General features: G+C 62.6%; 31 protein-coding genes. 17 read left to right on the forward strand and 14 right to left on the reverse strand.

Annotated elements, in window-relative coordinates:
- Nucleotides 1-211: 211 nt before the first annotated feature.
- Nucleotides 212-469 (forward strand): hypothetical protein, encoded by a 258-nt coding sequence (locus tag NDI56_RS15825; protein ID WP_310920621.1) that lies wholly within the window; start codon nucleotides 212-214, stop codon nucleotides 467-469.
- A gap of 26 nt (nucleotides 470-495) precedes the next feature.
- Here NDI56_RS15825 and NDI56_RS15830 read toward each other — a convergent pair whose 3' ends face one another.
- Entirely contained in the window at nucleotides 496-1,005 is a 510-nt protein-coding gene (locus NDI56_RS15830) for a hypothetical protein (RefSeq protein ID WP_310920623.1), read from the reverse strand.
- Between the two features lie 168 nt (nucleotides 1,006-1,173).
- On the opposite strand from NDI56_RS15830, the gene NDI56_RS15835 reads away from it, so the two are divergent.
- Genes NDI56_RS15835 through NDI56_RS15845 form a run of 3 tightly spaced genes read left to right on the forward strand, consistent with a single transcriptional unit; the run spans nucleotide 1,174 to nucleotide 1,762 of the window.
- Nucleotides 1,174-1,368 (forward strand): cold-shock protein, encoded by a 195-nt coding sequence (locus NDI56_RS15835; RefSeq protein WP_004515390.1) that lies wholly within the window; start codon nucleotides 1,174-1,176, stop codon nucleotides 1,366-1,368.
- 2 nt (nucleotides 1,369-1,370) lie between these two features.
- Nucleotides 1,371-1,565 carry a cold-shock protein gene (locus tag NDI56_RS15840; protein WP_123537499.1) on the forward strand — a complete coding sequence of 65 codons (195 nt, stop codon included), beginning with the start codon at nucleotides 1,371-1,373 and terminating at the stop codon, nucleotides 1,563-1,565.
- 2 nt (nucleotides 1,566-1,567) lie between these two features.
- Nucleotides 1,568-1,762 carry a cold-shock protein gene (locus tag NDI56_RS15845; RefSeq protein WP_123537499.1) on the forward strand — a complete coding sequence of 65 codons (195 nt, stop codon included), beginning with the start codon at nucleotides 1,568-1,570 and terminating at the stop codon, nucleotides 1,760-1,762.
- Between the two features lie 72 nt (nucleotides 1,763-1,834).
- On the opposite strand, the gene NDI56_RS15850 is transcribed toward NDI56_RS15845, so the two are convergent.
- On the reverse strand, nucleotides 1,835-2,575 hold the full coding sequence (locus NDI56_RS15850) for a DUF429 domain-containing protein (RefSeq protein WP_310920624.1): 741 nt from the start codon (nucleotides 2,573-2,575) through the stop codon (nucleotides 1,835-1,837).
- Between the two features lie 74 nt (nucleotides 2,576-2,649).
- Between NDI56_RS15850 and NDI56_RS15855 the strand changes: the two genes are divergently transcribed.
- Nucleotides 2,650-3,357 (forward strand): sugar phosphate nucleotidyltransferase, encoded by a 708-nt coding sequence (locus NDI56_RS15855; RefSeq protein ID WP_310920625.1) that lies wholly within the window; start codon nucleotides 2,650-2,652, stop codon nucleotides 3,355-3,357.
- A gap of 2 nt (nucleotides 3,358-3,359) precedes the next feature.
- On the opposite strand, the gene NDI56_RS15860 is transcribed toward NDI56_RS15855, so the two are convergent.
- Entirely contained in the window at nucleotides 3,360-4,361 is a 1,002-nt protein-coding gene (locus tag NDI56_RS15860) for a glutathione S-transferase family protein (protein ID WP_310920626.1), read from the reverse strand.
- A 165-nt stretch (nucleotides 4,362-4,526) separates the two neighbouring features.
- Here NDI56_RS15860 and NDI56_RS15865 point away from each other — a divergent pair, with 165 nt between their 5' ends.
- From NDI56_RS15865 to NDI56_RS15875, 3 genes are all read left to right on the forward strand, one after another.
- Nucleotides 4,527-5,060 carry a 50S ribosomal protein L16 gene (locus NDI56_RS15865; protein WP_310920627.1) on the forward strand — a complete coding sequence of 178 codons (534 nt, stop codon included), beginning with the start codon at nucleotides 4,527-4,529 and terminating at the stop codon, nucleotides 5,058-5,060.
- Between the two features lie 432 nt (nucleotides 5,061-5,492).
- Nucleotides 5,493-5,702, forward strand: coding sequence for a hypothetical protein (locus tag NDI56_RS15870; RefSeq protein ID WP_310920628.1), 210 nt, complete (start codon nucleotides 5,493-5,495; stop codon nucleotides 5,700-5,702).
- Nucleotides 5,703-5,760: 58 nt separating this feature from the next.
- A complete protein-coding gene (locus NDI56_RS15875) occupies nucleotides 5,761-6,633 on the forward strand; it encodes an ATP-grasp domain-containing protein (protein ID WP_310920629.1) in 873 nt (290 codons plus the stop codon).
- A 160-nt stretch (nucleotides 6,634-6,793) separates the two neighbouring features.
- Here the strand turns inward: NDI56_RS15875 and NDI56_RS15880 are convergent, their stop codons facing one another.
- Complete coding sequence (locus NDI56_RS15880; RefSeq protein ID WP_310920630.1) at nucleotides 6,794-7,657, reverse strand: hypothetical protein; 864 nt, start codon at nucleotides 7,655-7,657, stop codon at nucleotides 6,794-6,796.
- Nucleotides 7,658-7,668: 11 nt separating this feature from the next.
- Nucleotides 7,669-8,055: an Hsp20/alpha crystallin family protein gene (locus tag NDI56_RS15885; RefSeq protein ID WP_310920631.1), complete on the reverse strand. Its 387-nt coding sequence runs from the start codon at nucleotides 8,053-8,055 to the stop codon at nucleotides 7,669-7,671.
- A 175-nt stretch (nucleotides 8,056-8,230) separates the two neighbouring features.
- Between NDI56_RS15885 and gap the strand changes: the two genes are divergently transcribed.
- Both gap and NDI56_RS15895 read left to right on the forward strand, forming a co-directional pair.
- Nucleotides 8,231-9,238, forward strand: a complete 1,008-nt coding sequence (gap, locus tag NDI56_RS15890; RefSeq protein ID WP_310920632.1) for a type I glyceraldehyde-3-phosphate dehydrogenase — start codon at nucleotides 8,231-8,233, stop codon at nucleotides 9,236-9,238.
- Nucleotides 9,239-9,352: 114 nt separating this feature from the next.
- Nucleotides 9,353-10,561, forward strand: a complete 1,209-nt coding sequence (locus NDI56_RS15895; protein WP_310920633.1) for a phosphoglycerate kinase — start codon at nucleotides 9,353-9,355, stop codon at nucleotides 10,559-10,561.
- A gap of 48 nt (nucleotides 10,562-10,609) precedes the next feature.
- Here the strand turns inward: NDI56_RS15895 and NDI56_RS15900 are convergent, their stop codons facing one another.
- Nucleotides 10,610-10,768 carry a hypothetical protein gene (locus NDI56_RS15900; RefSeq protein ID WP_310920634.1) on the reverse strand — a complete coding sequence of 53 codons (159 nt, stop codon included), beginning with the start codon at nucleotides 10,766-10,768 and terminating at the stop codon, nucleotides 10,610-10,612.
- 141 nt (nucleotides 10,769-10,909) lie between these two features.
- Here NDI56_RS15900 and NDI56_RS15905 point away from each other — a divergent pair, with 141 nt between their 5' ends.
- Entirely contained in the window at nucleotides 10,910-11,338 is a 429-nt protein-coding gene (locus tag NDI56_RS15905; RefSeq protein WP_310920635.1) for a hypothetical protein, read from the forward strand.
- A gap of 42 nt (nucleotides 11,339-11,380) precedes the next feature.
- On the opposite strand, the gene NDI56_RS15910 is transcribed toward NDI56_RS15905, so the two are convergent.
- Genes NDI56_RS15910 through coxB form a run of 3 tightly spaced genes read right to left on the reverse strand, consistent with a single transcriptional unit; the run spans nucleotide 11,381 to nucleotide 15,041 of the window.
- Nucleotides 11,381-11,647 carry a cytochrome C oxidase subunit IV family protein gene (locus NDI56_RS15910; RefSeq protein WP_310920636.1) on the reverse strand — a complete coding sequence of 89 codons (267 nt, stop codon included), beginning with the start codon at nucleotides 11,645-11,647 and terminating at the stop codon, nucleotides 11,381-11,383.
- Entirely contained in the window at nucleotides 11,644-14,256 is a 2,613-nt protein-coding gene (locus NDI56_RS15915) for a cbb3-type cytochrome c oxidase subunit I (RefSeq protein WP_310920637.1), read from the reverse strand. Before NDI56_RS15915 ends, NDI56_RS15910 begins: the two co-directional genes overlap by 4 nt.
- Nucleotides 14,253-15,041 carry a cytochrome c oxidase subunit II gene (gene coxB / locus NDI56_RS15920; protein ID WP_310920638.1) on the reverse strand — a complete coding sequence of 263 codons (789 nt, stop codon included), beginning with the start codon at nucleotides 15,039-15,041 and terminating at the stop codon, nucleotides 14,253-14,255. Before coxB ends, NDI56_RS15915 begins: the two co-directional genes overlap by 4 nt.
- Nucleotides 15,042-15,152: 111 nt before the next feature.
- On the opposite strand from coxB, the gene NDI56_RS15925 reads away from it, so the two are divergent.
- Together NDI56_RS15925 and NDI56_RS15930 are read left to right on the forward strand one after the other, a co-directional pair.
- Nucleotides 15,153-15,674 carry a DUF6789 family protein gene (locus NDI56_RS15925; protein ID WP_310920639.1) on the forward strand — a complete coding sequence of 174 codons (522 nt, stop codon included), beginning with the start codon at nucleotides 15,153-15,155 and terminating at the stop codon, nucleotides 15,672-15,674.
- Between the two features lie 59 nt (nucleotides 15,675-15,733).
- A complete protein-coding gene (locus tag NDI56_RS15930; protein ID WP_310920641.1) occupies nucleotides 15,734-16,441 on the forward strand; it encodes a creatininase family protein in 708 nt (235 codons plus the stop codon).
- Here NDI56_RS15930 and NDI56_RS15935 read toward each other — a convergent pair whose 3' ends face one another.
- The 3 genes from NDI56_RS15935 to NDI56_RS15945 form a co-directional block, all read right to left on the reverse strand.
- The gene (locus tag NDI56_RS15935; protein WP_310920642.1) at nucleotides 16,442-16,882 is read right to left on the reverse strand and encodes a DUF5790 family protein; all 441 of its coding nucleotides are present in this window, start codon (nucleotides 16,880-16,882) and stop codon (nucleotides 16,442-16,444) included.
- A 106-nt stretch (nucleotides 16,883-16,988) separates the two neighbouring features.
- Nucleotides 16,989-18,068: a DUF7544 domain-containing protein gene (locus NDI56_RS15940; protein ID WP_310920643.1), complete on the reverse strand. Its 1,080-nt coding sequence runs from the start codon at nucleotides 18,066-18,068 to the stop codon at nucleotides 16,989-16,991.
- Nucleotides 18,069-18,107: 39 nt separating this feature from the next.
- Nucleotides 18,108-18,464 (reverse strand): dihydroneopterin aldolase family protein, encoded by a 357-nt coding sequence (locus tag NDI56_RS15945; protein ID WP_310920644.1) that lies wholly within the window; start codon nucleotides 18,462-18,464, stop codon nucleotides 18,108-18,110.
- A 167-nt stretch (nucleotides 18,465-18,631) separates the two neighbouring features.
- Between NDI56_RS15945 and azf the strand changes: the two genes are divergently transcribed.
- Both azf and NDI56_RS15955 read left to right on the forward strand, forming a co-directional pair.
- Entirely contained in the window at nucleotides 18,632-19,405 is a 774-nt protein-coding gene (gene azf / locus NDI56_RS15950) for an NAD-dependent glucose-6-phosphate dehydrogenase Azf (RefSeq protein WP_310920645.1), read from the forward strand.
- A 479-nt stretch (nucleotides 19,406-19,884) separates the two neighbouring features.
- A complete protein-coding gene (locus NDI56_RS15955; protein WP_310920646.1) occupies nucleotides 19,885-20,298 on the forward strand; it encodes a hypothetical protein in 414 nt (137 codons plus the stop codon).
- Nucleotides 20,299-20,428: 130 nt separating this feature from the next.
- On the opposite strand, the gene NDI56_RS15960 is transcribed toward NDI56_RS15955, so the two are convergent.
- Entirely contained in the window at nucleotides 20,429-20,782 is a 354-nt protein-coding gene (locus tag NDI56_RS15960) for a hypothetical protein (RefSeq protein ID WP_310920647.1), read from the reverse strand.
- Nucleotides 20,783-21,167: 385 nt separating this feature from the next.
- Between NDI56_RS15960 and NDI56_RS15965 the strand changes: the two genes are divergently transcribed.
- Together NDI56_RS15965 and NDI56_RS15970 are read left to right on the forward strand one after the other, a co-directional pair.
- The gene (locus NDI56_RS15965) at nucleotides 21,168-21,587 is read left to right on the forward strand and encodes a hypothetical protein (RefSeq protein ID WP_310920648.1); all 420 of its coding nucleotides are present in this window, start codon (nucleotides 21,168-21,170) and stop codon (nucleotides 21,585-21,587) included.
- 1 nt (nucleotide 21,588) lies between these two features.
- The gene (locus NDI56_RS15970) at nucleotides 21,589-22,887 is read left to right on the forward strand and encodes a hypothetical protein (RefSeq protein WP_310920649.1); all 1,299 of its coding nucleotides are present in this window, start codon (nucleotides 21,589-21,591) and stop codon (nucleotides 22,885-22,887) included.
- Between the two features lie 224 nt (nucleotides 22,888-23,111).
- Here the strand turns inward: NDI56_RS15970 and NDI56_RS15975 are convergent, their stop codons facing one another.
- Nucleotides 23,112-23,786: a hypothetical protein gene (locus NDI56_RS15975; protein ID WP_310920650.1), complete on the reverse strand. Its 675-nt coding sequence runs from the start codon at nucleotides 23,784-23,786 to the stop codon at nucleotides 23,112-23,114.
- Between the last annotated feature and the right edge of the window lie 344 nt (nucleotides 23,787-24,130).

Consider the following 24,130-nt stretch of genomic DNA (forward strand, 5'->3'; position numbering starts at 1 on the left):
CACCGAGACGGCTCGCGACGCCGTGAAACCGTGGTCTACTGGTAACCACGCCGTCCGGTGCCACAGCGTGGCACCGCCGGCGGGCACTCGGTGCAGCAGTCGAACAAACCGCCGGACTGGGCGGCGATGCCCCGCAGCAGTCACTAAGTCTGCTTGCAGGCGAAGGCAGTACGGCGACACGAGCGCCCCACCTTGTGCGAACGCAATGTCAATGCTACAACAAGACGACTCGAACGCCAAAGAGAAGATGGACGAGGTGGCGGACTCGACGCCGATGTCGGCCGGTGACCCCGTCGCTGCAGCGGCGGTCGCGTCAGTGCTCTTTGCCTGGTACAACTTCTACATCAGAGGCGAGAAACAGACCGGTATCTTCGTCGGGCTCTGGGCGCCGACCATGCTCGCGGCCGCGAGCTACCTCCAGCAGAAGGATATCATCCGGAAGTTCAAGCAGGGACTCGCTTCGTTCTGAACAGGTACGTCGCCACCGACCACCGCTCAGTAGTCGTAGACAGCGGCGACGATACCCGCCGTCTGGCCGACGTTTGTCAACGTCAGCCCGGCAACGAGGGCCGCGGGAAGCGCCGCCGAGAGCCCGCCGACGTAGGCCACCGCGCCAGCGACGCTCAGGGCGCCGCCGGCGAGGTAGGCCCGCGGGCGGCGGTCGACGAGCCGACCGGTCGCGAGCAGTCCGGCGCCCGGGACGAGCATCCAGCCGACGACGGTCGCCGACAACAGTAGTTCCACCGGTGGCTCAGTGAGCAGTCCGGCGGTTCCCACGAGCGTGATCGCCAGTCCGGCGAGCAGGACTCGCTTCCACACTAGCAGGACGCCGTCGGTCATCTCCCGCCACGAGAGAACGGTGAAGGCCGCGATGATGGCGTCCATCACCAGATGGGCGATGAGGACGGTTCGGAGCGTGAGAAGGTCCAGATGCGCAGCTGTGGCGAAGGTCCACGCCAGCGGCACGAGGACGACGGGCCCGTTTTCGCGCAGTCGACGCAACATACTCCGACGATTACCACCGAACCACAAGAGCGGTGTGGCTCCGGCCACCGAAGCGTCGTGTGAGGGAGTATCACGACACACACCGCCGGAGTCCGCCGATTACGGTGTTTCCGCCGTGGCGACTGTACCGACACTGTTATCCGTCGGCCCGGACTCTCTTTGGTTGCAATGGCGAAAGGAACGGTTGATTTCTTCAACGACACTGGCGGCTACGGTTTCATCGATACTGAGGACGCGGACGAGGACGTCTTCTTCCACATGGAAGATATCGGCGGCCCGGACCTCGAAGAGGGACAGGAACTCGAATTCGATATCGAGCAGGCGGACAAGGGTCCGCGAGCAAACAACGTTACCCGGCTCTAACAATGGCGAAAGGCAAAGTCGATTTCTTCAACGACACGGGCGGGTACGGTTTCATCGACACTGACGACGCGGACGAGGACGTCTTCTTCCACATGGAAGACGTCGGCGGTCCGGACCTCGAAGAGGGTCAGGAAGTCGAGTTCGACATCGAGCAGGCGGACAAGGGTCCGCGAGCGACCAACCTGGAGCGTCTCTAACGATGGCGAAAGGCAAAGTCGATTTCTTCAACGACACGGGCGGCTACGGTTTCATCGACACCGATGACGCCGACGAAGACGTTTTCTTCCACATGGAAGACGTCGGCGGCCCGGACCTCGAAGAAGGACAGGAAGTCGAGTTCGACATCGAGCAGGCGGACAAGGGTCCGCGCGCGACGAACCTCGAGCGACTGTAAGACGGTTTTCTGTCTACAGTCCCGAACTATTATCACCAGTCGTGAGCGACGGCTACGCTCGCGGCCTGCCGCTCACTCGCCCAGCGGTGCCGCCGCCCGGTAGACCAGTTCCATCGGCAGCCCGCTGGCGTCGGTCGGCGGGTCCTCGGGGAGCGTGCGGAGCTCGCCGCCGCCGGGCTGGGCCGTGTAGGCCATGACCACGGCGTCGAGCACGCCCGACACAGGCACGTCGTGGCCGGCGGTCGCTTCGGCGGCCTTCTGGACGACGGGCGGCGCGTCGCGGTCGTGGCCGGCGAGCGTCCGCATCCGCTCTGCGTACCCCGCAGCGGTCGTCTCGTCGTGTGTCAGCGGCTCACCGGCGAAGGCCCGGAAGCAGAGCTCGGGATGGGTCCCGCGGACGACCGCGGCGGCCTCGGGGACCTCCTGTAGCAGCTCGTCACACATGGCGACGCCGTCGGCGCGCTCGAAGGCGGCCTCGGCGAGTCGCGTGTCGGCCTTGCGTTCGTGGACCCGATTGGCCGTCGAGTAGCGGCGCTTCCGGGTGGCCTCCCGGACCGGCGGGTCGACGACAGCCACGCTGCGCGGGCCGAGCACGGCGCGAGCGCGTTCGTCACACCGGCGAACGGGGTCGCCCGACCCCACGAGGCCGACGGGAACGTCGACCAGCATCCGGCGCGTCTCCTCCTCGTAGGCCGCCCAGCAGTCCCCGATACCGTCGAAGACGCTCGTCTCTTCGTAGCCGGCCTCCGTGAACGCTACCGCCAGCCACGACCCGGCACAGAACGCGACGCCAACGTAGCGGTCCTCGGCCATCGGTGGCTATCAGTGGCGCGGGCGCAAAAACCTGACCCGCCCACCGTTTTGTAGCCGGGTCGCCACGACTGCGTATGGACGGCGTCGTCCTGGCCGCGGGCGAGGGAACGCGAATGCGCCCGCTGACGGCCGACAGACCGAAGGCGCTCGTCGAGGTCGCCGGGAAGCCGCTGCTGGAGCACGCCCTCGATGCCCTGCTGTCGGTCGGCGTCGACCGCATCGCGGTCGTCGTCGGCTACCGGGGCGAGCAAATCGTCGACCGCTACGGCGACGGCTACCGCGACACGCCCATCGAACACGTCGAACAGGCCGACCAGCTGGGGACCGCCCACGCGCTCGAACAGGCGATACCCGTGGTCGAAGCGCCGTTCGTCGTGCTGCACGGCGACAACGTCTGCCGGGCGAACCTCGACGGTGTGGTCGCCCGACACCGCGAGACCGACGCGGCCGCGACGCTGCTGGTCGAATCCGTCTCCCGCGAACAGGCCCGGACGACCGGCGTCGTCGAGACCGACAGCGCCGGTCGCGTCACCGGACTGGTCGAGAAGCCAGACGAGCCGCCGTCGACGCTCGTAAATCGCGGGTTCTACGCGTTCGGGCCGGACATCGGGCCAGCGCTGTCTCGCATCGACCCCGCCCCTCGGGGCGAGTACGAGCTCGCCGACGCCATCGACAGCCTCCTGCGGCGGGGCCACCGCGTCGAGACGGTCGAGCTCGACGGCTGGTGTCACAACGTCAACGAGCCGGCCGACAGGGAACGAGTCACAGAGCGGCTGGAGTGAGATTACTGGGGCGTTGCCAGCAGGTCCCCGGGCAGGTCGCCCGGCAGCTCGTCGCGGTCGTGGGCCGCCTCGAAATCGGGGTCGGGCCCCATCGGAACGATACGCTTCGGGCTCACGTCCGGGTGGGTGGTGTAGTAGTGCTCCTTGATGTGGCTCATATCGACTGTCTCGGCCACGCCGGGCGTCTGGTACAGGTCGCGGAGGTACGGCCAGAGGTTGTCGTACTCGCGGATGAGCCGGTGGTTGCACATGAAGTGCGTGTGGTAGACCTCGTCGAACCGGACCAGCGTCGTGAACATACAGATGTCCGCCTCGGTCAGGCGGTCCCCGGCGAGGTAGCGCTGGTCTTCGAGCACGTCGTCCCAGTGGTCGAGCGCCTCGAACAGTTCGGAGACGGCCTCGTCGTAGGCCGACTGCGTGTCGGCGAAACCGGAGCGGTAGACGCCGTTGTTGATGGGCTCGTAGATGTCCTCGATGATGTGGTCGATATCGTCCTGATACCCCTCGGGGTAGAGGTCCACGTCGTGTTCCGCGACCGCGTCGAACTCGGTGTCGAGCATCCGGAGGATCTCCTTTGACTCGTTGTTGACGATGGTCTCTTCGCGCGTGTCCCAGAGAACGGGGACCGTCACGCGGCCAGTCATGTCGGGGTCGGCCTCGGCGTACAGCTCCCGGAGGTAGTCCGACCCGTACAGCGAGTCCTCGGTACAGCCCGCTTTCTCGGGCGTGAACTGCCAGCCGCCGTCCCCCCGGTAGGGGTCGACGACGTCGACGCTGATGGCGTCTTCGAGCCCCTTCAGCGCTCGGACGAGCAACGTCCGGTGGGCCCACGGACACGCGAGCGAGACGTACAGGTGGTAGCGGCCGGCCTCGGGCTGGAAGCGGGCGTCGGGGTCGTCCTCGATACGGTTCCGGAAACTGGTCTCCTGTCTGTCGAACTCGCCGTCCTCGTTCGTGCTCTGATAGGCGTCTGTGCGCCACTCGCCGTCGACTAACATGTTCATGGTACCGCTGGTTGGCGCTCGACCGGCATAAACACCCAAGCGAGGTTACACGCGTGTCACCGCCCGTGTCGGGCCGGTCGCGGTGTGTGCCACCTCGGCGCACCCGAGCGGCCCCCATCGAAGCCCTTATTGGGGCGCTCGGCCACGTCTCGACCAAGAGTACCTATGTCCGACAAACCTGCCTCGATGTACCGGGACATCGACAAGCCGTCCTACACCCGGCGCGAGTACATCACGGGCATCCCCGGTTCGAAGATCGCACAGCACGAGATGGGTCGCAAGACCAAAGACAAGGGCGAGTACCCCGTCCAGATCTCCCTCATCGTCGAGGAGTCGGTCCAGCTCCGACACGGCTCGCTGGAGGCCTCGCGCCTCTCCGCGAACCGCCACCTCATCAAGACCATCGGCGAGGAGGGCGACTACCGCATGACCCTGCGGAAGTTCCCCCACCAGGTCCTGCGAGAGAACAAGCAGGCGACCGGTGCCGGGGCCGACCGTGTCTCCGACGGGATGCGCGCCGCCTTCGGGAAGATCGTCGGCACCGCCGCCCGGATGAACGCCGGCGAGCAGCTGTTCACCGCCTACTGCAACGTCGAGGACGCCGAGCACGTCAAGGAGGCGTTCCGCCGTGCCTACAACAAGATCACGCCCTCCTGTCGCATCAAGGTCGAGCGCGGCGAAGAGCTGCTTATTTCTTAGACACCCACTTTTTGCACCGTCGTTCGGTTGCGGGCCGACGGCCCGCAACCGGGGCAAAAACCTGGGAAAAATCGCGGCTTCACTTCCCGTCGCGCGGCGAAGCCGCGCGGTGGTCGGTTCGCCGCGGTGGAACCGGCGCGCTCTGCACGCCGGATACGCTTTACTCACAGACTTGTCTTCTGTCGCTACAGCCAGCCTGCCCTTCCCCGATTCGCGCGATGAAACGCGCTCACGGCCACAGCAGCCACTACCCGTATCTAGGACGCGTGTCGCTCGCAGATGCGAGCGACCGGGGAGGAGTGGTGGCCCTATCCGCGAGCGCGCTTCGTCGCGCTCGCGATAGCTGTCCCTGGCGGCCTTTCTGGCTGGTGCGAACGGCGCTGAAAGCACCGACACGAAATAGTATTCAGCTATCACGACGAATCTCGGGATATGGCAATCAGACTGCTCCTCCTCGCGCTCGGTCTCGCGGAACTGCTCGCCCCGGAGAAAGTCGTCGACTTCTGGATGAATCTGGCGACGACGGAATCGGACGTGGAACTGCGGTCGTGGGTGTACACCGTCGCGCGCCTGGAGGGACTCGTCATCGTGCTGTGGGTGCTGGCTGCGGGACGGGGCGACACCACCGAGGCCGAAGCCTGACGGCATCCGGCGCGCGACCACAGCCTTCTATGCGGTGACGGTTCCAAGGGAGGAGCGAATGCTACGCCTCGCGGTCGCCACGAACAGCGAGACCTACGAGCGGATGGGGGAGCCGCTGGCCGAGCGGGACATCGAGGTCGGCCACGTCGCCACCACCGAGCGAGCGATTCCCCTCGCCGAGAGCCCCTTTGCCGACTACGACGCCGGCTTCGTCTACCCGTCGCGGGTCATGGAGGGGGCGGTCGCCGACGCCTTCCTCGGCGTCCCGTGGGTCAACGACCGCGAGGCCGTCCTCCGGTCGCGAAACAAGGCGGACGTGCTGGCGCGCCTCGGTCGGGCCGACGTGCCGGTGCCCGAGACGGTCATGATATCGAACCCGGCCGACGAATCCGAGCTCGTCGCGGCCTTCGAGCGACTCGACGCGCCCGTCGTGGTCAAGCCCAACTCCACGACCCGCGGCGTCGGCGTGACGACGGCCCACGACCTCGATTCCTTCCTGGGTATCGCGGACTATCTGGACCTCGTCCACGACTACCGGGCGACCGGCGACCAGTCCTTTCTCGTCCAGGAGTATCTCCCCGGCGCGACCGACTACCGGGCGATGGTCGTCGACGGCGAGTACGTCGGTGCAGTCGAGCGACGGCTCCCGACGGCGGCCCGAGAGACCGGCCGCTGGAAACACAACGTCCACCGCGGTGCGGTCGCCGAGGGCGTCGAACTGCCCGCGGAACTCCGAGCACTGGCCGAACGGACCGCGGCAGTGCTCGACATCGACTACCTGGGTGTGGACCTGCTCGTGAGCGACGAGCGAGCGGTCGTCAACGAGACGAACGCCCGCCCGACCATCGACAGCGCGACCAAGTACGAGGCGGGCTTTTGGGACGAGCTGGCGGGACTGATTCGGGAAACTGCGGGCCGGCCACGAGCGTAGCGAGTGGCCGGTTTTTCGCCCACGTTTTTCCAGGAGTGGTGTCAAGAGCGAACGGAGTGAGCGGGACACCCGACGCTGAAAAAGGTGGTCTCGGGACGAGCTGGCGGGACTGATTCGGGAAACTGCGGGCCGGCCGCGTTGATTCGGGAGACGGCGCAACTCACCGTTCGCGTTTCGCGAGCAGCAAAAAGAGGAGCCCGAAGGTCACACAGAACGCCAGAATCCACAGCGCGATACCGGTCGGTAGGTCGACGAGCCACCAGAGCCCGGCGCCGAGGGCGAGCGTACCGACGCCGAAGGCGGCGAGCGTGACTGCGACCGCGGGATTGCCCGGGCGTGTGGGGGCGTCGGTCGACGCCGCGAGCGCGCGCTGGAACACCCCGTCGGCCTCGGTGGCGACGCTCGTCGGGAGCACGAACAGCCTCGGCGCACTGCCGTCGGTGCCCGGGGCGTAGGAGGGGATACAGACGGTAACAGAGCCGAGTCGGTGGCGTCGAAGCGCGGTCCAGTTTCGCATCTCGACGGCGAGCCCACCGGTGTAGTTGCGGTCCCGCTCGACGTACAGCGTCAGCGTCTCGGGGTCGATACGCCCGCGTGTCGCCAGCAGACCGGCGACCGGGAGCCCGACTCCCATGCAGACGCCAACGAGGACCACGATGCCGTAGTCGGCGAGTCGGAACGACCCGACGACTGCGACGAGTCCGACGAGGGCCGTGACAGCGACCCCGAGCGGGTCAAGCGCCCCGAGCCACGAGTCGTCCACGACACCGGAGCGCTGCTCGGGGTCGGTAAGCACCGGCCAGAGGTACAACAGCGAGACCGGCCCGCCGACGACGGCGAGCAGGAGCACCAGTACCAGCGCTTCGGGGTTCGAGAGCAGTTCGGGCAGCAGTGTGAGAAACAGCACCAGCCCGGAGAGAAGCAGGCCGAGTACCGGGAGAATCGAGACGTAGAGGCAGTAGCGTGTGAGACGGCTGTTGGCTGGCCCCCGGTTCCACCTCAGTTCGGTGTCGAGGGTCCCCACGTCCGGGGTCGCTACAGTTCGATATCGGCGGACTCGTCCTCACGGTCGAACGTGACTTCGAGGATACCGTTGTTGTAAGTCGCCGACGCGGAGTGTTCGTCGACGCGGCTGGGGAGCGTGAGCCGTTCGTGGTACTCCCGGTGGGTCGTGCCGGCGTCGATGGTGAGGACGTTGCCGTCGCATTTCAGGTCGATACCGTCTTTCTCGACACCGGGGATATCGGCGACGACACGGACCTCCTCGTCCGTCTCGTGGACATCGACGTGGAGGTCGCCACTCTCGGCGGCGGTGTCGCGGTCGATGTGAACGTCCCCTTCGGAGCCCATCATCTCGTCCATCATCCGCTCTATCTCCCGAAAGAATTCATCGAAGGGGTCGTCGTTGTCGTCCCGTCTCATCAGTAGCGGGTGGTATGTGCGACGGTCCCAAAAGCCTTCTGACGGACCCAGTTGCCAGAACCGTCCAGCGGGACGGCCAAAGCTGTGACAAACAGCCGTATTTATAGGTAAAACGACGGCTATCTCGAAGTAACTCCGAAAACCCTTTACTCGGTAACAGTGCTTCTCTAGAGGAATGAGTGACCCAGTTCGCGTCGGCCTGAACGGCTTTGGCCGTATCGGCCGGAACGTAATGCGTGCCTCGCTGGACAACGAAAACGTCGAAATCGTCGGTATCAACGACGTCATGGACGACGACGAGATCGACTACTTCGCCAAGTACGACACGGTCATGGGCGAACTCCCCGGAGCCGGCGTCGAAGACGGCGTCCTGACCGTCGACGGCACGGAGTTCGAGGCGGGTGTCTTCCACGAGACAGACCCGACCCAACTCCCGTGGGACGAGCTCGACGTCGACGTCGCCTTCGAGGCGACCGGCATCTTCCGTACCTACGAGGACGCCAGCCAGCACCTCGAAGCCGGTGCCGACAAGGTGCTCATCTCCGCGCCGCCGAAAGGCGACAAAGAGGTCAAGCAGATCGTCTACGGGGTCAACGAGGACGAGTACGACGGTGAGGACGTCGTCTCGAACGCCTCCTGTACCACGAACTCCATCACGCCGGTCGCGAAGGTGCTCGACGACGAGTTCGGCATCGTCTCCGGGCAGCTGACGACCGTCCACGCCTACACCGGCTCCCAGAACCTGATGGACGGCCCCAACAGCAAGCCCCGGCGTCGCCGTGCCGCCGCCGAGAACATCATCCCGACCTCGACGGGCGCCGCACAGGCGACCACCGAGGTCCTCCCGCAGCTGGAGGGGAAACTCGACGGGATGGCGATTCGGGTCCCGGTCCCGAACGGCTCCATCACCGAGCTCGTCGTCGACCTCGAAGCTGACGTGACCGAGGAAGACGTCAACGCCGCGTTCGAGGAAGCCGCAGCCGGCGAGATGGAGGGCTCGCTGGGCGTCACCACCGAGCAGGTCGTCTCCTCGGACATCCTCGGTGACCCCTACTCCTCGCAGGTCGACCTCTCCTCGACGAACATCGTCAACGGCCTGACGAAGATCCTCACCTGGTACGACAACGAGTACGGCTTCTCGTGTCGCATGCTCGACGTCGCCGAGTACATCACCGAAGAGTAAGCCGCGGCGCCGACTGCGTTGTTTTCCCGCCGTCCGGGCCACAACTGTCGTATTTTGTCGTCGTCGGTCGCCGGACTCGGAAACGATTAAACGGACGGCGGCTGACTCTCACGTATGACGTTCCAGACGCTCGACGACCTCGACGACGGACAGCGCGTGCTCGTACGCCTCGACCTCAACTCCCCGGTCGAGGACGGCGAGGTACAGGACAACCGCCGCTTTGGCCGCCACGCGGCGACCATCAGCGAGCTCGTCGACCGGGATTTCGCCGTGGCCGTCATGGCCCATCAGGGCCGACCGGGTGACGAGGACTTCGTCTCGCTCTCCCAGCACGCCGACATCCTGGCCGACCACATCGACCACGACGTCGACCACGTCGCGGACACCTTCGGCGGCGAGGCTCTCGACGCCATCGACGCCCTCGAAGGCGGCGACGTGCTCGTCCTGGAGAACACCCGGATGGCCGACGGCGAACTGCCCGAGGAGGAGCCCGAGGTCAAGGCCGAGACGGAGTTCGTCCAGACGCTGGCCCCGGAGTTCGACGCCTACATCAACGACGCGTACTCGGCGGCCCACCGCTCGCACGCCTCGCTCGTGGGCTTCCCGCTCGTGATGGACGCCTACGCCGGCCGCGTCATGGAGACCGAGTACCAGGCCAACACCGCCATCGCCGAGAAGGAGTTCGACGGGCAGGTGACGATGGCCATGGGCGGGACGAAGGCCACCGACGTCATCGGCGTCATCGACCACATCGGCGACAAGATAGACGACTTCGTCCTGGGCGGTATCGCCGGTCAGCTGTTCCTGCGGGCACAGGGCTACCCCATCGGCTACGACGTCGGCGATATGGACCTCTTTACGACGCAGTGGGAGAACAACCAGGAGATTATCGAGGACATCCTCGAGGAACGGGGCGACCAGATCACGGTCGCACACGACGTGGCCTACGGCGAGGACGGCGAGCGCGTCGAGGTCGACGTCGACGACGTCGACGAGAAGGGGCTGGGCATCATGGACATCGGCACCGACACCGCCGAAGACTACGCCGAACTGGCTCGCGAGTCCGACGCAGTCTTCGTGAAGGGCGCACTGGGCGTCTTCGAAGACGAGAAGTTCTCGACGGGCACCGTCACCGTTCTCGAGGCTGTCGCCGAGACGGACTGCTTCTCCGTCGTCGGCGGCGGCGACACCTCCCGCGCCATCACGATGTACGGAATGAGCGAGGACTCCTTCGACCACGTCTCCATCGCCGGTGGCGCGTACATCCGCGCGCTCACGGGCGACGCCCTCATCGGCGTCGAAGTGCTGCAGAACGCTAACTGAACGTCGCTGGACACCCGGCCACGCGGCTGTCGTCGGTGTGAACTCGTATCAGTTGGAACCGCACCGCCGCGTCTCCGCGTGGCGGTGCGCCCAGTCGTCGTCGAGCTCCTCGACGATGACCGACGGCCCGTCCCCGCACGGGCGGATCCGGGCGTGTCGTGCGATCCAGTCGTTGCCGTCGTCGGTTGCGGTCGGCCGCTGGGACATACACCGCGGTACGGCGGATGGCGATAAATTTCTTCCGGCAATAATTGCGATATACTCACTCAGAAACGAGTGAGTGTCGGAAACAATCTCCGGTACCGCCCCGGCGAACAGTTATAGCCGACTGACATGTACTAGCATACCATGGCAGCGACAGCTCTCGCGAGTACGGCGCTGATGGGGGTACTGGTGGTCGGGGTCGTGAGCTGGCTCGCGTGGCGGCAGGGCTGGTACCACTACGCGCCGAGCGTGACGGGGCTCGCAGTGGGACCCCGGGAGGCGGACACCCGGCTCTCGGAGGACCCGCGGGCGCTCGCCGTCACGTTCGCGGTGCTCCTCGTCGGCGCCGTCGGCGGCGTGGTCGCCTACATCGCCGGTCCCGTCGACCAGCAGCCGATGGTCGGGACGGCCGTCGCGCTGGCCACGGGCGGGGTGCTCGCCGGCTATCTCCTCTTTGGCGTCTACAGTGCGGCGCTGAGTCGGGGACACCCGCGGTCGCTGGCGGTCGCCGAGTCCGCGACGGTCGCCGGCGCGCTGTTTCTGGTCGCGGTGACCGCACAGCTCGTCGGTTGACCTGCGGGCTACACTACCGAATTCCCCGGCTGTGTTGCCGGGTCACACTATCGAGTACGCCGCAGCGGCAGTCAGAGCCAGCGCGCCGGCGACTCCACCGAGCACGAGATAGCTCACCGATCGGGGCTCCCAGCGCAGATGCTGGTAGTAGGCAGCGACGGCGACGGCTTTGACGACCGACAGCGACAGGATGGCGCCGAAGGCGACCCAGTAGGCGCTGTCGACGTAGCCCGCGAGCTCGACGACGGCCTGGGCAGTCGCGAGGGCGAACAACAGGACGTAGACCGCGGTGTATCCTTTCCAGTTCATAGTATGTAGAACAGCGGGAACAGGAACAGCCAGACGATGTCCACGAAGTGCCAGTAGAGCCCGAAGTACTCGATGGCGCTGTCGTCGCCCTGATAGGCCCCGTTCCACGCCCGCACGGTCATGTACGAACAGATGAGCAGCCCGACGACGACGTGGGCGCCGTGGAGGCCAGTCGTCAGGTAGAACGTCGACGACGCGATGTTCGTCGAGAGGGTCCAGCCGTCCGGGAACTGCCCGCTGGTGAGGTGGAACAGGTGGGTCCACTCCAGAGCCTTGTTGCCCAGAAAAGCCAGACCGAGCGCGACCGTACCCGCGAGCGCGGCGACGGTCCCCCGGCGGCTCTCGCGCTCGGCGGCGACCATCGCCAGCACGACCAGAAAGCTCGACGTGAGCAACAGGTAGGTGTTGATCAGGCCGGGCGTGGTGACGTGAGCGGCGGGAACGAGCTCGTGCCACGCCTCCCAGCCGTAGGCGACCCGCACGAAGGCGTAGGACCCGACGAACGCGCCAAAGAGGACGATGTCGCTGGCGAGGAAGAACCACAGCCCGAGTTTCGGCTTCTCGACGCGGGCGAAGGGCCAGCGCTCGGCGATAGCCATCTCCGGCGCGTGGAACGGTTCGCGGGTCAGGCCGAGCAGCGAGCCGACCGTCGCCAGCCCGCCCGCGGCGGCCAGTGAGACGTAGACCACGCTCCCCGTTCGGACGCCCGAGAGCCCGAGGAAGGTGACGAAGCCGGCGAGTCCGACGAGAACGGGCCAGAAACTCGCGTGGCTCGCGTGGGCCCCGCCCGTGGCTTCGTGGGCCGAGGGCGTTCCAGTGGCACGGGTTCGCGTCACCGACGCGGTCCCACCGTCCGGACGACGACCGGACGACCCCCGTCCCGCGCCGCTCGTCTCGCCGCCGCCGGACCGCTGTTCCGACGCGGCTCCGGAGCCGTCGGCGGCCACACCCTCTGGCCCCCGCGTCCGTTCGACAACCGCCGCCTCTGAGAGGAAGGACAGCGAGCCGTCGGCGTAGCTCGGGACGCCGGGGAAGTTCTCCAGGGGCGGCGGTGAAGCGACCGCCCACTCGGCGGTTCTGGCGTACGCCCAGGGGTTCTCGCCGGCCTCGGCACCGCGCCACAGCGAGGCAAAGAGGTTGTAGAACATGACGAGGAAGCTCGCACCGAGGACGAAGCCGCCGACGGTGGCCATCGTGTGGTAGGGCTGGAGCCCCGACGGGTACTCGAAGACGCGCCGCGGGGTCTCCCAGGCGACGAACATCGGGAAGTAGAGGAGATTGAAGCCGACGAAATACACCGCGAAGTGGAGCTTGCCGAGCGTCTCGTCGTACATTCGCCCGGTTATCTTCGGATACCAGTAGTAGAGCCCGCCGACCAGCGCCGTCACGCCGGCGACCATCACGTAGTGGAAGTGCGCGACCACCCAGTAGGTCCCCCGGAACTGGTAGTCGAGCACGATGGCGCCCAGGAAGACGCCGGTGATGCCGCCGACGATGAACAGGACCAGCGCGCCCAGCGAGAAGAGGAACGGCGTCGTGAACCGAACCCGCCCTTTCGCCATCGTGTAGACGAGCGAGAACACCATCAGGTCGAACGGCAGCGAGATGCCGATAGTAGTCGCCATGAACACCGTCTTGATGGGGAGGTTGATTCCGGTCAGGAACATGTGGTGCATCCAGACGGCGAAGCTCTGGACGGCCACGAGCACCATCGCGACGACGAACCACTTGCGGCCGACGAGCCGTCTGCCGGTGAACGTCTGGAAGCACTCTGCCATCACGCCCAGTGCGGGGAAGAAGACGATGTACACCTCCGGATGGCCGAAAAACCAGAACAGATGCGCCCACAGCAGCGAGGCCCCGGGGTTGTCGGCGTCGGTCGCCATCGTCGACCCGTCGTTGGCGTACTGGAAGTACGTCGTCCCGATGATGTGGTCCGAGGCCAGAATCACGAGCGCCGCCAGCAGCGCCGCGAAGGCAAACAGCATCATCCAGACGGTGAGGTTGATAGAGAGCGAGAAGAGCGGGAGGTCCCGCATCCGGAGCCCCTCGGCGCGCATCCGATACATCGTCGTCAGGAAGTTCACCGACCCCAGCGTGATAGCGGTCGAGAACATGACGAGCGCCAGCACGACCGAGGTCGCGCCCAGCCCCTCGCCGGGGATGTAGGCCGGCGTGTTCAGCGGCGCGTACATCGTCCACCCGCCGGCGAAGGTCGACCCCTGGAAGAAAGAGACGCCCATCAGGACACCCGAAAAGAGGTAGAGCCAGTACGAGAGGGCGTTCAGTCGCGGGAAAGCGAGGTCGTCGGCGCCGATCTGGAGCGGGACCAGATAGTTGGCAAAGCCGAAGGCAAACGGCGAGATGAACCAGAACACCATCAACAGCCCGTGCGTGGAGACGGCCTGGTTGTACCCCAGCGGCCCGAGCAGGTCGGCGCCGGGGGTGAGCAGTTCGAGGCGAAAGAGCAGGGCCAGTAGGCCGCCGAAGACGAGGAAGAACAGCGCGGTGAGGAGATAGAGGACGCCGATATCCTTGTGGTCGGTCGTGAGGAACCACCGGCGGACGCTGGATTTGGGCGGCAGACCGCCCTCGTGAGCCTCGCTCATGCCGGACCACCGCCCGTCGGCGTCTCGGTCCCCGACGCCGCCTCCGCACTCGTGCTGTCGTTGGCGCTTCCCGAGGTCGTCTCGGGTTCCGTCCCGCTGTACCACTCGGTGTAGGCGTCCTGGGGCATGACTTCGACGTCGGTGGCCATCAGGGAGTGTCCGCTCCCACACAGTTCGTAGCAGTTGGCCTCGTAGGTTCCCGTCTTCTCTGCGGTGAACCACGCCGAGGTGGTCCGGCCGGGAATCGCGTCGGCCTTGACGCGGAAGGCCGGGATGCCGAAGTTGTGGAACACGTCCCGGGACGTCACGTCCAGCCTGACGACGCGGTTGCGGGGCACTCGGAGCGTCGTGCTCTCGTAGCCGTTGGGGTAGACGAACGTCCAGCCGAACTGGTACCCCTCGACGGTTATCCGGATATCCTCCTCGCCCTCGACCTCTGGCCCGTCCTCGATGTATGAGAGCTCCATGTAGGTCCAGCCGATGAGCGAGACGACGATGACGGCGCTGATGCCCAGAGAGAGGAACACCTTCCGCCCGCCCGAACCACCCGCGGGGAGCTCGCCCAGCCGCGGCCGGTCGACGGTGTCCGCGAAGGGGTCCGAATCGTCGGTCGCTCGGTACTTGACCGCGTGATACAACGTGTACACGACGACGAAGACGCCGACCACAGTTCCGAGGACCAGGAACACCTCGAAGATGCTGTTGAACACCTCCGCTGGGGCGCGAACGTCACCACCGTGGAGTAGGGGACCGAGTGTGCCCCATGACACCGAGTGACTCACCATAGCTATGCTCGACAGCGTAATGTATTAGATATTCTGGACATCTTTCTGATAGTTCGTATCGATATGCCAGTGGCGCGAAGGTTTTTCTCCGTTGCCATGTTACGTCACACCATGCCAGACACGCCACCCGATATCCAGGAGACGCAGGACAACGACGTGGTGAGCTCCAGCGAGGAGTTCGACAACCTCCGGGGTATCCTCGCAGACGGCGTCATCGGTGCCGCCGGCGGGCTGGTCGGAACGGCGATGATGACCGTCGTCTTCCTCATCGCCCAGTCGGTAGGCGCCTTCGCACTCACCGACTTCGCCATCCTCACCGAACTGCTCGGGCTGACGGCGTACGTGCCGGCCGTCCTCTTTGGCTTCGTTATCTTCCTCGGCGGCGGGATGTTCCCCTGGCCGCTGCTGTTCGCGTCCCTGAAGACGTACCTCCCCGGCGAGTCGAGTCCGATCGAGGGCGCGTTCTTCGGCGCGGCGATGTGGACCGGCTTCGTGTTGGCCTTCTACACCGACCAGACCGGGCTCTCGCTGGTACTGTACGCCGTCCTGACGCTGGTGGCACACGTCGTCTACGGGCTCGGGCTCGGCGCGGTGTTCGACTACTTCGAGAGCCGACCGGACTCTATCGTCTGAGACCGTTCCTTTCCGCTGGCGACCACTACGTTTGTGTTCCCTCGCGTCCACGTCGGGATATGCACCTCAGCGACGCGACCGCTACCGACGCCGAGGCCGTCGAGACGGACCTCGCATTGCTCCCGGTCGGCAGCACCGAACAGCACGGCCCCCACGCGCCGCTGGGCACCGACTCGCTGACCGCACAGGCCGTCGCCGACGCCGCCGAAGCCGCCTACGACAGCGAAGTAGTCGTCGCTCCGCCGATACACGTCGGCGTCGCCGAGGAACACCGCGATTTCGCGGGGACGCTGTGGGTCAGCGAAGACACCTTCCGTGACTACGTCCGTGAGACGGTCGCCAGTCTGGCCCACCACGGCTGGACGCAGGTAGTCGTCGTCAACGGCCACGGCGGCAACGTCGGGCCGCTACGAGAGGTCTGTGCCCGGATCACGCGCCACGACGAGGCCGACGCGTGGGCCTTCACCTGGTTCGACGCCGTCGACGCGCCGGAGATGGGCCACGGCGGCCCCGTCGAGACCAGTCTCCTCCAGCACACCCGTCCGGACCTCGTCCGAGCGGACCGCTTCGAGGAGGCCGCCGACGGGGGTGCCGACGGCTGGGGCGAGTGGGTCAGCGGCGTCAATCTGGCCTACGACACGAGCGAATTCAGCGAGAACGGCTGTGTCGGCGACCCCGGCGAGGGGAGCGCCGAGCGGGGCGACGAGCTACTCGACGAGGCGAGCGAGGCGCTCGCGGCACTGCTCGACCGCGTCGCGCGACGGTGATCAGGCCTCGGCCTCTTCGGCGTCCGCGTCCGCCTCGGCGTCCGCCGCATCGTCCTCGAACTCCTCTAGGGTGCTTCGGAGCTGTGGAATCGTCGACGTGAGGCCACCGACCTGCTCGCGGGCGTCTTCGACGTCTTCGATGAGGGCCTCGACGCTCGCTATGTCTTCGGCGAGGTCGTCGGCGTCCTCGAAGGCGTCGGCCCGCTCGCCCATCGTGTACCACTTCTTGGCGTCACGCAGGTGGTCCTCGGCGTCGCCCACGTCGAGTGCTGTCTTGAGCGCGTTGAGCACGCCGAGCGTGTTGTCGGCCTCGACGTCCCACACGGCGTCGCCGTCGGGGAGCGCCCCGCGGGCCTCGGCCAGCGACGCCTCGACGTCGCTTCGCATCTCGGTTGCGGCCTCGCCGAACAGCTCGTCGTCGTCCAGACTGGTCTGACTCATAGGTAACAGTTCACGTGGGAGGGGATTAAAAGCCCGCCTGAAAGTGAAAGTGAAACCGCACGACGTGAACGGGTGGGTTTTCGAGAAACCGAAAAGCTCCCCTGGCTCAGACGCCGTCGGCCGCCGGCGGCTCCCCGTCGTCGAACTCGTCCGCCCGGATATCGCTTCGAACCTCGGGCAGCGGGTCCAGGGGCTCGTCGATGTCACCCAGCACGAGCATCGCGTAGTAGCGCAGGAACGCCTGCAGCGGGACCTGGATGAGGGAGGTCACCAGCAGGAGCATCAGGACAAACAGCACGACCATGACGGCGAAGAGCGCCAGCACGAGCGTCCCGCCGGCGAGCCCGACCCAGTGGGAGAAGAACCAGCAAACTGCGGCCACCAGAACGAACGGAATCGCGACGAGCACGGTTGCGACGAACCCGAGGATACTCGCGATGATACCGACGCCGATTGCCAGCACGACGGAGAAGGCGAGATACGCGAGATACTGCTTGACGTTTCGGCGCATCGACCCCAGAAGGCGCTTCCAGCTCGCGAGCACCCCGCGGTCGCTCGTGAGCATCATCGGAATCACGAACATGTTGGTAAAGCCGGTCGCGAGGCCCTGGAAGAGCCCGACGACGAGGAAGAAGACGATGGCCAGGGGGAGGATGGCGAACACCCCCTCGACGGTGATGTTGTCTACGTTCCCGCCGAAGGCGGTGACGAAGACGGTGTAGAGAAAGCCGACGACGAGCAGGAGCGAGAGCGCCGTCAGGGCCAGTCGGAACACGAGCAGCCGCAGGCCGTTGCCGACGTTCTCGCGGAGGTACCGTCGGACGTGGACTTCACGGGAGACGAGCGACTGGACGAAGACGAACTCCATGAGGTTGCTTAGGAGCGCGAAAACGAGCACGAGCGACAGTGCCAGACCGATGATGACGAACAGCTCCGTCCCGAACTCGGCCAACACGCCGTCGACCGTCGTCGGGGCCCCGTCGGGGAAGGACTGGCCGCCGTCGGCCGGCTGGTCCTGCCCACCGAAGTTTCCGACGTTCTGGAGCCCGTTGAACCCGCCGCCACCGCCGCCGATGAAGAAGACGACGACCGCCAGTTTGAGCCAGGTCTTGGCGGCGAAGGGTAACAGGAACGACTTCGTCGCGTCTATCGCGTCGCCGATATCGTCGATTGCGTGGAGGGGCATCACATCAACTGTACGGCGGGCGCGTGTAAAATTTTCGTACTATTGGGACGGTGTACCAACCGAATCGACCTGCATCAGCGGGTAGCCGTCTTCCATCGCCATGCTCGTCTCGACGGTGACGCCCTCGTAGTCGATGGTCATCGAGACATCCAGGAAGCGCCCGGTCAGCTCGGTGTAGTCGGCGCCGGCGTTCTCGATGGCCTCCCGGAGCGGCTCCGCACGGACCGCGACGGTCACGGACTCACAGTAGGGCTGGTTCTCGATGGCCTCCTCCATGGCTCGGGCCAGCGAGTCGGCGCTGTCGGGACTCACCGGCGTGCCGGCGAACTGGTGGTAGAGCGACCCGAACTTGATTCCGGCCTCGAAGCAGGCGGCCTGCGGGGCTGTCGGCTCCATAGCCGTACTGGTGGCTGTACCGTGGTAAGCGATTCGCTACCCGACGGCCTCGCCTGCCGGCGGTACGACGGTAACGGCTCGCTGGCCGTCCGACAGTACCGTCGGCTGTGTGGGACATACTGGAACCGCAAGCTACCTATTGTGTCATGACTATCCACCCAATACGAATGGACGACCCGGTTCTACTCACAGGTGCGGGCGGCGCGGTCGGGGAGGCCATCCTCGAGGGCCTCGGGGAGGATTACTACTGGAAGCTCATGTTCCACAATCCGCCCGCAGAGCAGCCCAACCACGAGTACCTCATCGGCGACGTCGACAACCCCGACGACGTCAGGGAAGCGGTCGCGGGCGTCGGCGCGGTCATCCACCTCGCCGGGGACCCCCGTCCGGAGGCCCCCTGGGACTCGGTGCTCTCGAACAACATCGACGGCACCCAGAAGCTCTACGAGGCCGCCGTCGAGGAGGGCGTCGAGAAGTTCGTCTTCGCCTCCTCGAACCACGCCGTCGGCTCCTTCGAGACCGACCAGCGAACCCCGGACATGTACCGGCCGGAGGACGACTTCCGCCTGGACGGCACCGAGTTTCCCCGACCCGGCAACCTCTACGGCGTCTCGAAGGCCACCGGCGAAGTGCTGGGTCGCTACTACCACGACGAGCACGGCATCAAGGTCTGTAACATCCGCATCGGCAACCTCACGCGTGGCCACCCGCCCATCGACTACGAGCGCGGCCAGGCGATGTGGCTCTCCTACCCCGACTGCGCCCACATCCACCAGTGCGCGCTGGAAGCCGACTACGAGTTCGAGATCGTCTACGGCATCTCCGACAACGACCGCAAGTACTACTCCATCGACCGCGCCAAAGAGGTCCTGAACTACCGCCCGCAGGACAACTCCGCACACTTCGACGGCGAAAACCGAGTGGTTGAGCCCGATGCTTAGAGGTTTCTAACGCCGTTTTAGAGATTTCGTCCGTTCCGCTGACATAGGCACTGTTACTCTCTGAGACGTGATACTCAGAGTGGCCTATCTCGTAGTCATACACAGCCTGTCTGGTGGGCACTGCCATCCGTCGATTCGCTCGTAGTATCCACCTGACGGGTAATCATTCTTCCGACCGTTCAAGTCACTCTGTGGTTCTGAGCATAGCAGATTGCTCGTGATGTATGACTTCACGGGATTGGCATACAGTGTTGGGGGTGCTATGCCACTGTGACAGCAGTAGTATTGTGGCCAGTCGGTTCGGCGGCGACACTCGTTAGTCAGTCGCAGAGCGACGTGACTGCCTCGGTCGCTCGCTCGAACACGACATGACCAGTGAGAAGGTTCCATCACAGGGATGGATTCAAACACGAGATGTTTCTGAAGCACTGGCAAGACTTCCACATCCGTTGATATAGCAGGTGGTCAATACGTTAAACATGACTGGTGATGAGTCGGAGAAGGACCCCTCTGAACATCTCGCTACAGGGTCGGGACAGGTGGTCGACGGGATTTCAGACACGTCCACAGGACTGAAGAATATTGGTGTCTCTGTGTGGGAATGGTTCGGGAATCACCCTGTAGTCAGGTGGTTTGTAGGGCTACTACTGGGGTGGTTCGTGATGCAGGGTGTGTTAGAGTTCACTGGAACTGTCTATCAGTTTTTCTTTACCCGAGTAACCCCTGTAACTGGTGATATCAATGTTCGGACGACACCGCTCCCACTGGGGCTGTCAATCAATATTCTATTTTTTCTCTGGCTGGTAACGACCTACGCCGCTGTCGCTCGGATTATTCGTCTTCGACAACGGATTGAAGAACTGGAACAGCAGGCAGGTAGTCAGAAAGAGTAAATCAGGGGTTGCTATTCTGCCGATGTGTCGGAACACACGATAACTCTTAACCAACAAAAAGGAGTTGTCAGCGTCCTCTGTTGGTTAACAGAACAGCCACACGTACAACACTCGAAGGAATGGGCGTCAATCAGTACAGATATGCGCTCACTTCAACACTCTCGATTTCGTGGGTATCTCGGTCGGCCCTGACGCACACAGTGAGCCTGCCATCGCCGTCAGCGAAGGGGTGCGTTTTCCCAGTGGCGACGACAATCTGCCCGTCACTGTAGTTCGGTTCGGCCACGGTGCCACGGCGGATGATGTACGCCAAATCAAGAACACTGCTGTCGATGAGTGAACCAGTGTCATCGGTCACATCGTCGTCACCAAGCTGGTACTCAGTAGCCACAGCAGCCAACAGACGCATACACACGTCGTCGTCAGGCCGCTCGATTCGTCCCCAGTCGGTGCCATCTACCACGTTGTGTTTGATTTCGGCCATCGCAATTAGACAGAGGGACGGGATTGACTTAGTGTTAAGAGTATCTGATATGTTGGCCGCTACGCAAGTAGTTTACAAGTGCAAAGTCAAACAGTAGAGTAGATAAAGCCTTAGATACAGGCCCTCTACCCCCGTATCACGATTACAGAGACAAAGGCCACTGCTCAGACATGGGGGGAGGAGGTCTGCATCGCCGTACTGACACTTCTCCGTTCAGGCTGATACGTCACCCACCGTCAAAGACGTATATATTGTCGAACTGCGATACACCCCGCTGTTTCTCTCAGAATTTTCTGACTATGTGTTCAGACAGTTACGCAGTTCTTTCATATCAAATATATAAAATATCCTACATTTTAAATAGTTTCAGGTACAAAGGATATGTATGGAAGATTCTTCTGATCCACAGTCTGATACTGTTGCTCCCTCGTATTCGAGAATGCAGGTTCGACCCCGTGTCAAGTCAAATCTGATGGAAATTGCCCGATGGCTCGATGACCGATATGAGCAAGACCTGCGTAGCCGTGACGCCGCCCTGGAGCTGGTTACAGAGCAGTTCATCACAGACCATAGCGACGACTTCGACAACAAGGGACAGCGGATGTGGGTCTACACTGGTCGGTACAGTGGGGAGACAAAGGAGGTTACACTCGATTGTGGGAAGACGATGACTGTTGCAGTGAAGGATGACGACAGCACTAACGCCGACTCTCAGAGTGAGCAGACGGATGATGACGGTGACGACAGCGACGACGGGAAACTCACGTTCACACTGTCCGATGGTCCCACAGGCGGTGAGGCGTAACATGAGTACAAGAACCTTCGACGTGGGTACTGTCAGTGATCACGAGCCACAGGGTGACTGTGACAGTCGCATCTACGTCAATGGAACTCGGATTCCCGTCGCCAATGCTGATGTTCATCTTCGGAAAGAGGGAGCATTAGACGTTACACGATACGCTGAAGTTCAGTTTCCTGCAACGTATCAGGGTGAACGGTACGTCGATTTGTTCCAGACGAAAGAACCACAGAACCAGACATCGTTCGACACACTGTACATCGAATTGAAAGACAGCAATGATACGTTCATCCCGACATTTCGGGGTTTTGTAACAGGCGTTGGGGCGACTGACAAAGCCTCGACGTGGCAATGTCGGGCTCGTGGTCCAGCCGATTTACTGACCAGTGTCACAGCAGGGAAGCAATTTACCAGTTGTACTGGTAAATTTGTTGTTGATTACGTACTTTCTGAACTGGACGAGAACAGTCAATTCAACGTTACCTCTCTCAGTGAGACGGCGGATGACTCACTGGAAGACATCGAAATTTACGACGATATAGAGAGTCTTGCTGATTTTATCTTCCCCGACAATGACAGTATTCCAGACCTGGCACCGAAGACGTTCCAAGAGAACCGCCACACACTAAAAGACGTAGTTGACTGGCTTCGGTCGAAAAACAGCCTTCGGCTTTGGTTTCAACCAACTGAAGATGGCATTACGCTACTGCCACTGAAGAAGCCAACCAACACGTCTCACCAAGCCCATTATCTCGGTGGCGATATAACAGTCATCGATAACAATGCCTATGCTGAACTGGCACCCATCAATACGATTGAGGTAAAGGGAAGTGCAACACGTTCAAAAGAATCAGTTGGTTCCTTTGAACTAAACACTGGTGTGAAGAAGTACGTCATTGCTAAAGCCCGACACAAAGGGCTATACCAGCGAGCAGGCGAGACAGAACTACACGCCGATACGTTCATCAAGAGTGATGGACAGACAAAGGCAGAAGTGAAAAACGATGCTCGGTCTGCACTGAAAGAGGCTATAGACGAGGCCACAGCTGGCGACATGACGACGTTGCTTGCTGGTGGACTCACACCCTTCGATACGATTGAAGCCCGTCCCACGTGCCGCACAGAGGCAGAGAAAACGGTGCCACTCACCTACGAAGTGAACCGTATTCATCACATGGTGAGTCCTGACGACGACAACAGTGGGAACATCTCGAAAAGTCGTCTGAACATCGGGATTCACACTGACATGGCGGAAGATATCGTAATCAAAGATAGTTGGGTCGATAGACGTAAGAAAGAAACCTAACCACTGGTGTCAGGCGGGGCAGGCCACGGTCGCCGTCCTTGTGATGTTGTTGCTTGTGTGGAGCCTACCGTACCAAGTGCTACGCCAGTGTGAACGGGTCACTTCATAATTACTGCACTGGTAGTGTCTTGATCTGTATGAGACATACTGTGCCAACGGTGCAGATTGACTCTCTGACGCTGATGGTCTCTCAATAGAAGGACTAAAGAGTATTTTGAACAGTGTTATTCAGCCGTCTCACCGCTGTACACGGTTAATCGGTTATCTACGCTGGTTGCACTTGGCACATCAATTGCTTCTGCCTGCTCGTATGTAGACATACCAGCTTCAAAAGCACTGTCAGTCTGGAAGGTTGTATTGTCGTTGTCTATCTGGTTCTGTGCGCTTTGCTCAAATTCTTCAGCCGCTGTTTTTAGATGGGATGCCACTTTTGCCCCGCTGTTCGTTGCTGAGGTTACGTAGTCAGTAAGTTCAATATCACATGATTTTGCCATCGATTCAACAGCATTGAAATCATCACGTGTCGTCTGTGCTTGGTTCTGGACAGCACGAAATGCCTCAATGGCGTCATAAAAAGAGCTTTCACATGGAGATGTATCACACTGTAATTTGTACAATGCAGAACCACCACCGAACACAGATTCCTGTGCCTGTTCTACCGTTTTAGGATCGCCAATGACAGAAGTGATACTATTGAGTTGTTCATACGCCTGACTATATTGATAACTGACTTGCTCTCCATCCGATTCATATGGGTGGTCACAGAGTTCAGGTGTAGGTGTGGGAGTAGGTGTAGCAGATGAATTCGTTTTCGCCGACTGGTCTGTGGTTCCTGAACACCCAGCAATAGCACTCGTGGTGAGTGCCACTATGAACCTACGGCGTGATTTGTTTTCCATACTTTGATGGTCATACTATGTTCTTAATTTAGTTTGGGTCTCTGATACTATAAACGGTACAGAAAACGTTTTTATTGGGCATGGTATTTGACTAATCCATATTCATTGTGCCTTTAAGTAGGCAGCCGAAACGAGTACTGTCCGATACTGAGTCAAGATTACTATCATATATCAAATATATCTTGGGAAATTCCCGATATACCTAAGTTTTCTTACTATTAATTTGGCCCCTATTTCCTATTCAGTACTGGGGAGGGGCAAATCACCTGTGCCACAGAATCCTCTGTAAAGCCTTGTGTCCCATTTCCTAAGTTAGACAATGAAACCTACTTGGGATTGTATAG

The sequence above is a fragment of the Halomicroarcula saliterrae genome (assembly GCF_031624395.1).
In the GTDB taxonomy this organism is placed as follows: Archaea; Halobacteriota; Halobacteria; order Halobacteriales; family Haloarculaceae; genus Haloarcula; species Haloarcula saliterrae.

Excerpts from the sequence above, each read along its gene's own strand:
- NDI56_RS15925 (WP_310920639.1), top strand. The coding sequence starts at position 15,153 with ATGCCAGACACGCCACCCGATATCCAGGAGACGCAGGACAACGACGTG.
- NDI56_RS15955 (WP_310920646.1), top strand. The coding sequence starts at position 19,885 with ATGACTGGTGATGAGTCGGAGAAGGACCCCTCTGAACATCTCGCTACA.
- NDI56_RS15825 (WP_310920621.1), top strand. The coding sequence starts at position 212 with ATGCTACAACAAGACGACTCGAACGCCAAAGAGAAGATGGACGAGGTG.
- NDI56_RS15910 (WP_310920636.1), bottom strand. The coding sequence starts at position 11,647 with ATGAACTGGAAAGGATACACCGCGGTCTACGTCCTGTTGTTCGCCCTC.
- NDI56_RS15940 (WP_310920643.1), bottom strand. The coding sequence starts at position 18,068 with ATGCCCCTCCACGCAATCGACGATATCGGCGACGCGATAGACGCGACG.
- NDI56_RS15970 (WP_310920649.1), top strand. The coding sequence starts at position 21,589 with ATGAGTACAAGAACCTTCGACGTGGGTACTGTCAGTGATCACGAGCCA.
- NDI56_RS15895 (WP_310920633.1), top strand. The coding sequence starts at position 9,353 with ATGACGTTCCAGACGCTCGACGACCTCGACGACGGACAGCGCGTGCTC.
- NDI56_RS15960 (WP_310920647.1), bottom strand. The coding sequence starts at position 20,782 with ATGGCCGAAATCAAACACAACGTGGTAGATGGCACCGACTGGGGACGA.
- azf (WP_310920645.1), top strand. The coding sequence starts at position 18,632 with ATGGACGACCCGGTTCTACTCACAGGTGCGGGCGGCGCGGTCGGGGAG.
- NDI56_RS15975 (WP_310920650.1), bottom strand. The coding sequence starts at position 23,786 with ATGGAAAACAAATCACGCCGTAGGTTCATAGTGGCACTCACCACGAGT.
- gap (WP_310920632.1), top strand. The coding sequence starts at position 8,231 with ATGAGTGACCCAGTTCGCGTCGGCCTGAACGGCTTTGGCCGTATCGGC.
- NDI56_RS15870 (WP_310920628.1), top strand. The coding sequence starts at position 5,493 with ATGGCAATCAGACTGCTCCTCCTCGCGCTCGGTCTCGCGGAACTGCTC.
- NDI56_RS15850 (WP_310920624.1), bottom strand. The coding sequence starts at position 2,575 with ATGGCCGAGGACCGCTACGTTGGCGTCGCGTTCTGTGCCGGGTCGTGG.
- NDI56_RS15860 (WP_310920626.1), bottom strand. The coding sequence starts at position 4,361 with ATGAACATGTTAGTCGACGGCGAGTGGCGCACAGACGCCTATCAGAGC.
- NDI56_RS15935 (WP_310920642.1), bottom strand. The coding sequence starts at position 16,882 with ATGAGTCAGACCAGTCTGGACGACGACGAGCTGTTCGGCGAGGCCGCA.
- NDI56_RS15885 (WP_310920631.1), bottom strand. The coding sequence starts at position 8,055 with ATGAGACGGGACGACAACGACGACCCCTTCGATGAATTCTTTCGGGAG.
- NDI56_RS15930 (WP_310920641.1), top strand. The coding sequence starts at position 15,734 with ATGCACCTCAGCGACGCGACCGCTACCGACGCCGAGGCCGTCGAGACG.
- coxB (WP_310920638.1), bottom strand. The coding sequence starts at position 15,041 with ATGGTGAGTCACTCGGTGTCATGGGGCACACTCGGTCCCCTACTCCAC.
- NDI56_RS15915 (WP_310920637.1), bottom strand. The coding sequence starts at position 14,256 with ATGAGCGAGGCTCACGAGGGCGGTCTGCCGCCCAAATCCAGCGTCCGC.
- NDI56_RS15945 (WP_310920644.1), bottom strand. The coding sequence starts at position 18,464 with ATGGAGCCGACAGCCCCGCAGGCCGCCTGCTTCGAGGCCGGAATCAAG.
- NDI56_RS15900 (WP_310920634.1), bottom strand. The coding sequence starts at position 10,768 with ATGTCCCAGCGGCCGACCGCAACCGACGACGGCAACGACTGGATCGCA.
- NDI56_RS15875 (WP_310920629.1), top strand. The coding sequence starts at position 5,761 with ATGCTACGCCTCGCGGTCGCCACGAACAGCGAGACCTACGAGCGGATG.
- NDI56_RS15855 (WP_310920625.1), top strand. The coding sequence starts at position 2,650 with ATGGACGGCGTCGTCCTGGCCGCGGGCGAGGGAACGCGAATGCGCCCG.
- NDI56_RS15835 (WP_004515390.1), top strand. The coding sequence starts at position 1,174 with ATGGCGAAAGGAACGGTTGATTTCTTCAACGACACTGGCGGCTACGGT.
- NDI56_RS15965 (WP_310920648.1), top strand. The coding sequence starts at position 21,168 with ATGGAAGATTCTTCTGATCCACAGTCTGATACTGTTGCTCCCTCGTAT.
- NDI56_RS15905 (WP_310920635.1), top strand. The coding sequence starts at position 10,910 with ATGGCAGCGACAGCTCTCGCGAGTACGGCGCTGATGGGGGTACTGGTG.
- NDI56_RS15840 (WP_123537499.1), top strand. The coding sequence starts at position 1,371 with ATGGCGAAAGGCAAAGTCGATTTCTTCAACGACACGGGCGGGTACGGT.
- NDI56_RS15830 (WP_310920623.1), bottom strand. The coding sequence starts at position 1,005 with ATGTTGCGTCGACTGCGCGAAAACGGGCCCGTCGTCCTCGTGCCGCTG.
- NDI56_RS15865 (WP_310920627.1), top strand. The coding sequence starts at position 4,527 with ATGTCCGACAAACCTGCCTCGATGTACCGGGACATCGACAAGCCGTCC.
- NDI56_RS15845 (WP_123537499.1), top strand. The coding sequence starts at position 1,568 with ATGGCGAAAGGCAAAGTCGATTTCTTCAACGACACGGGCGGCTACGGT.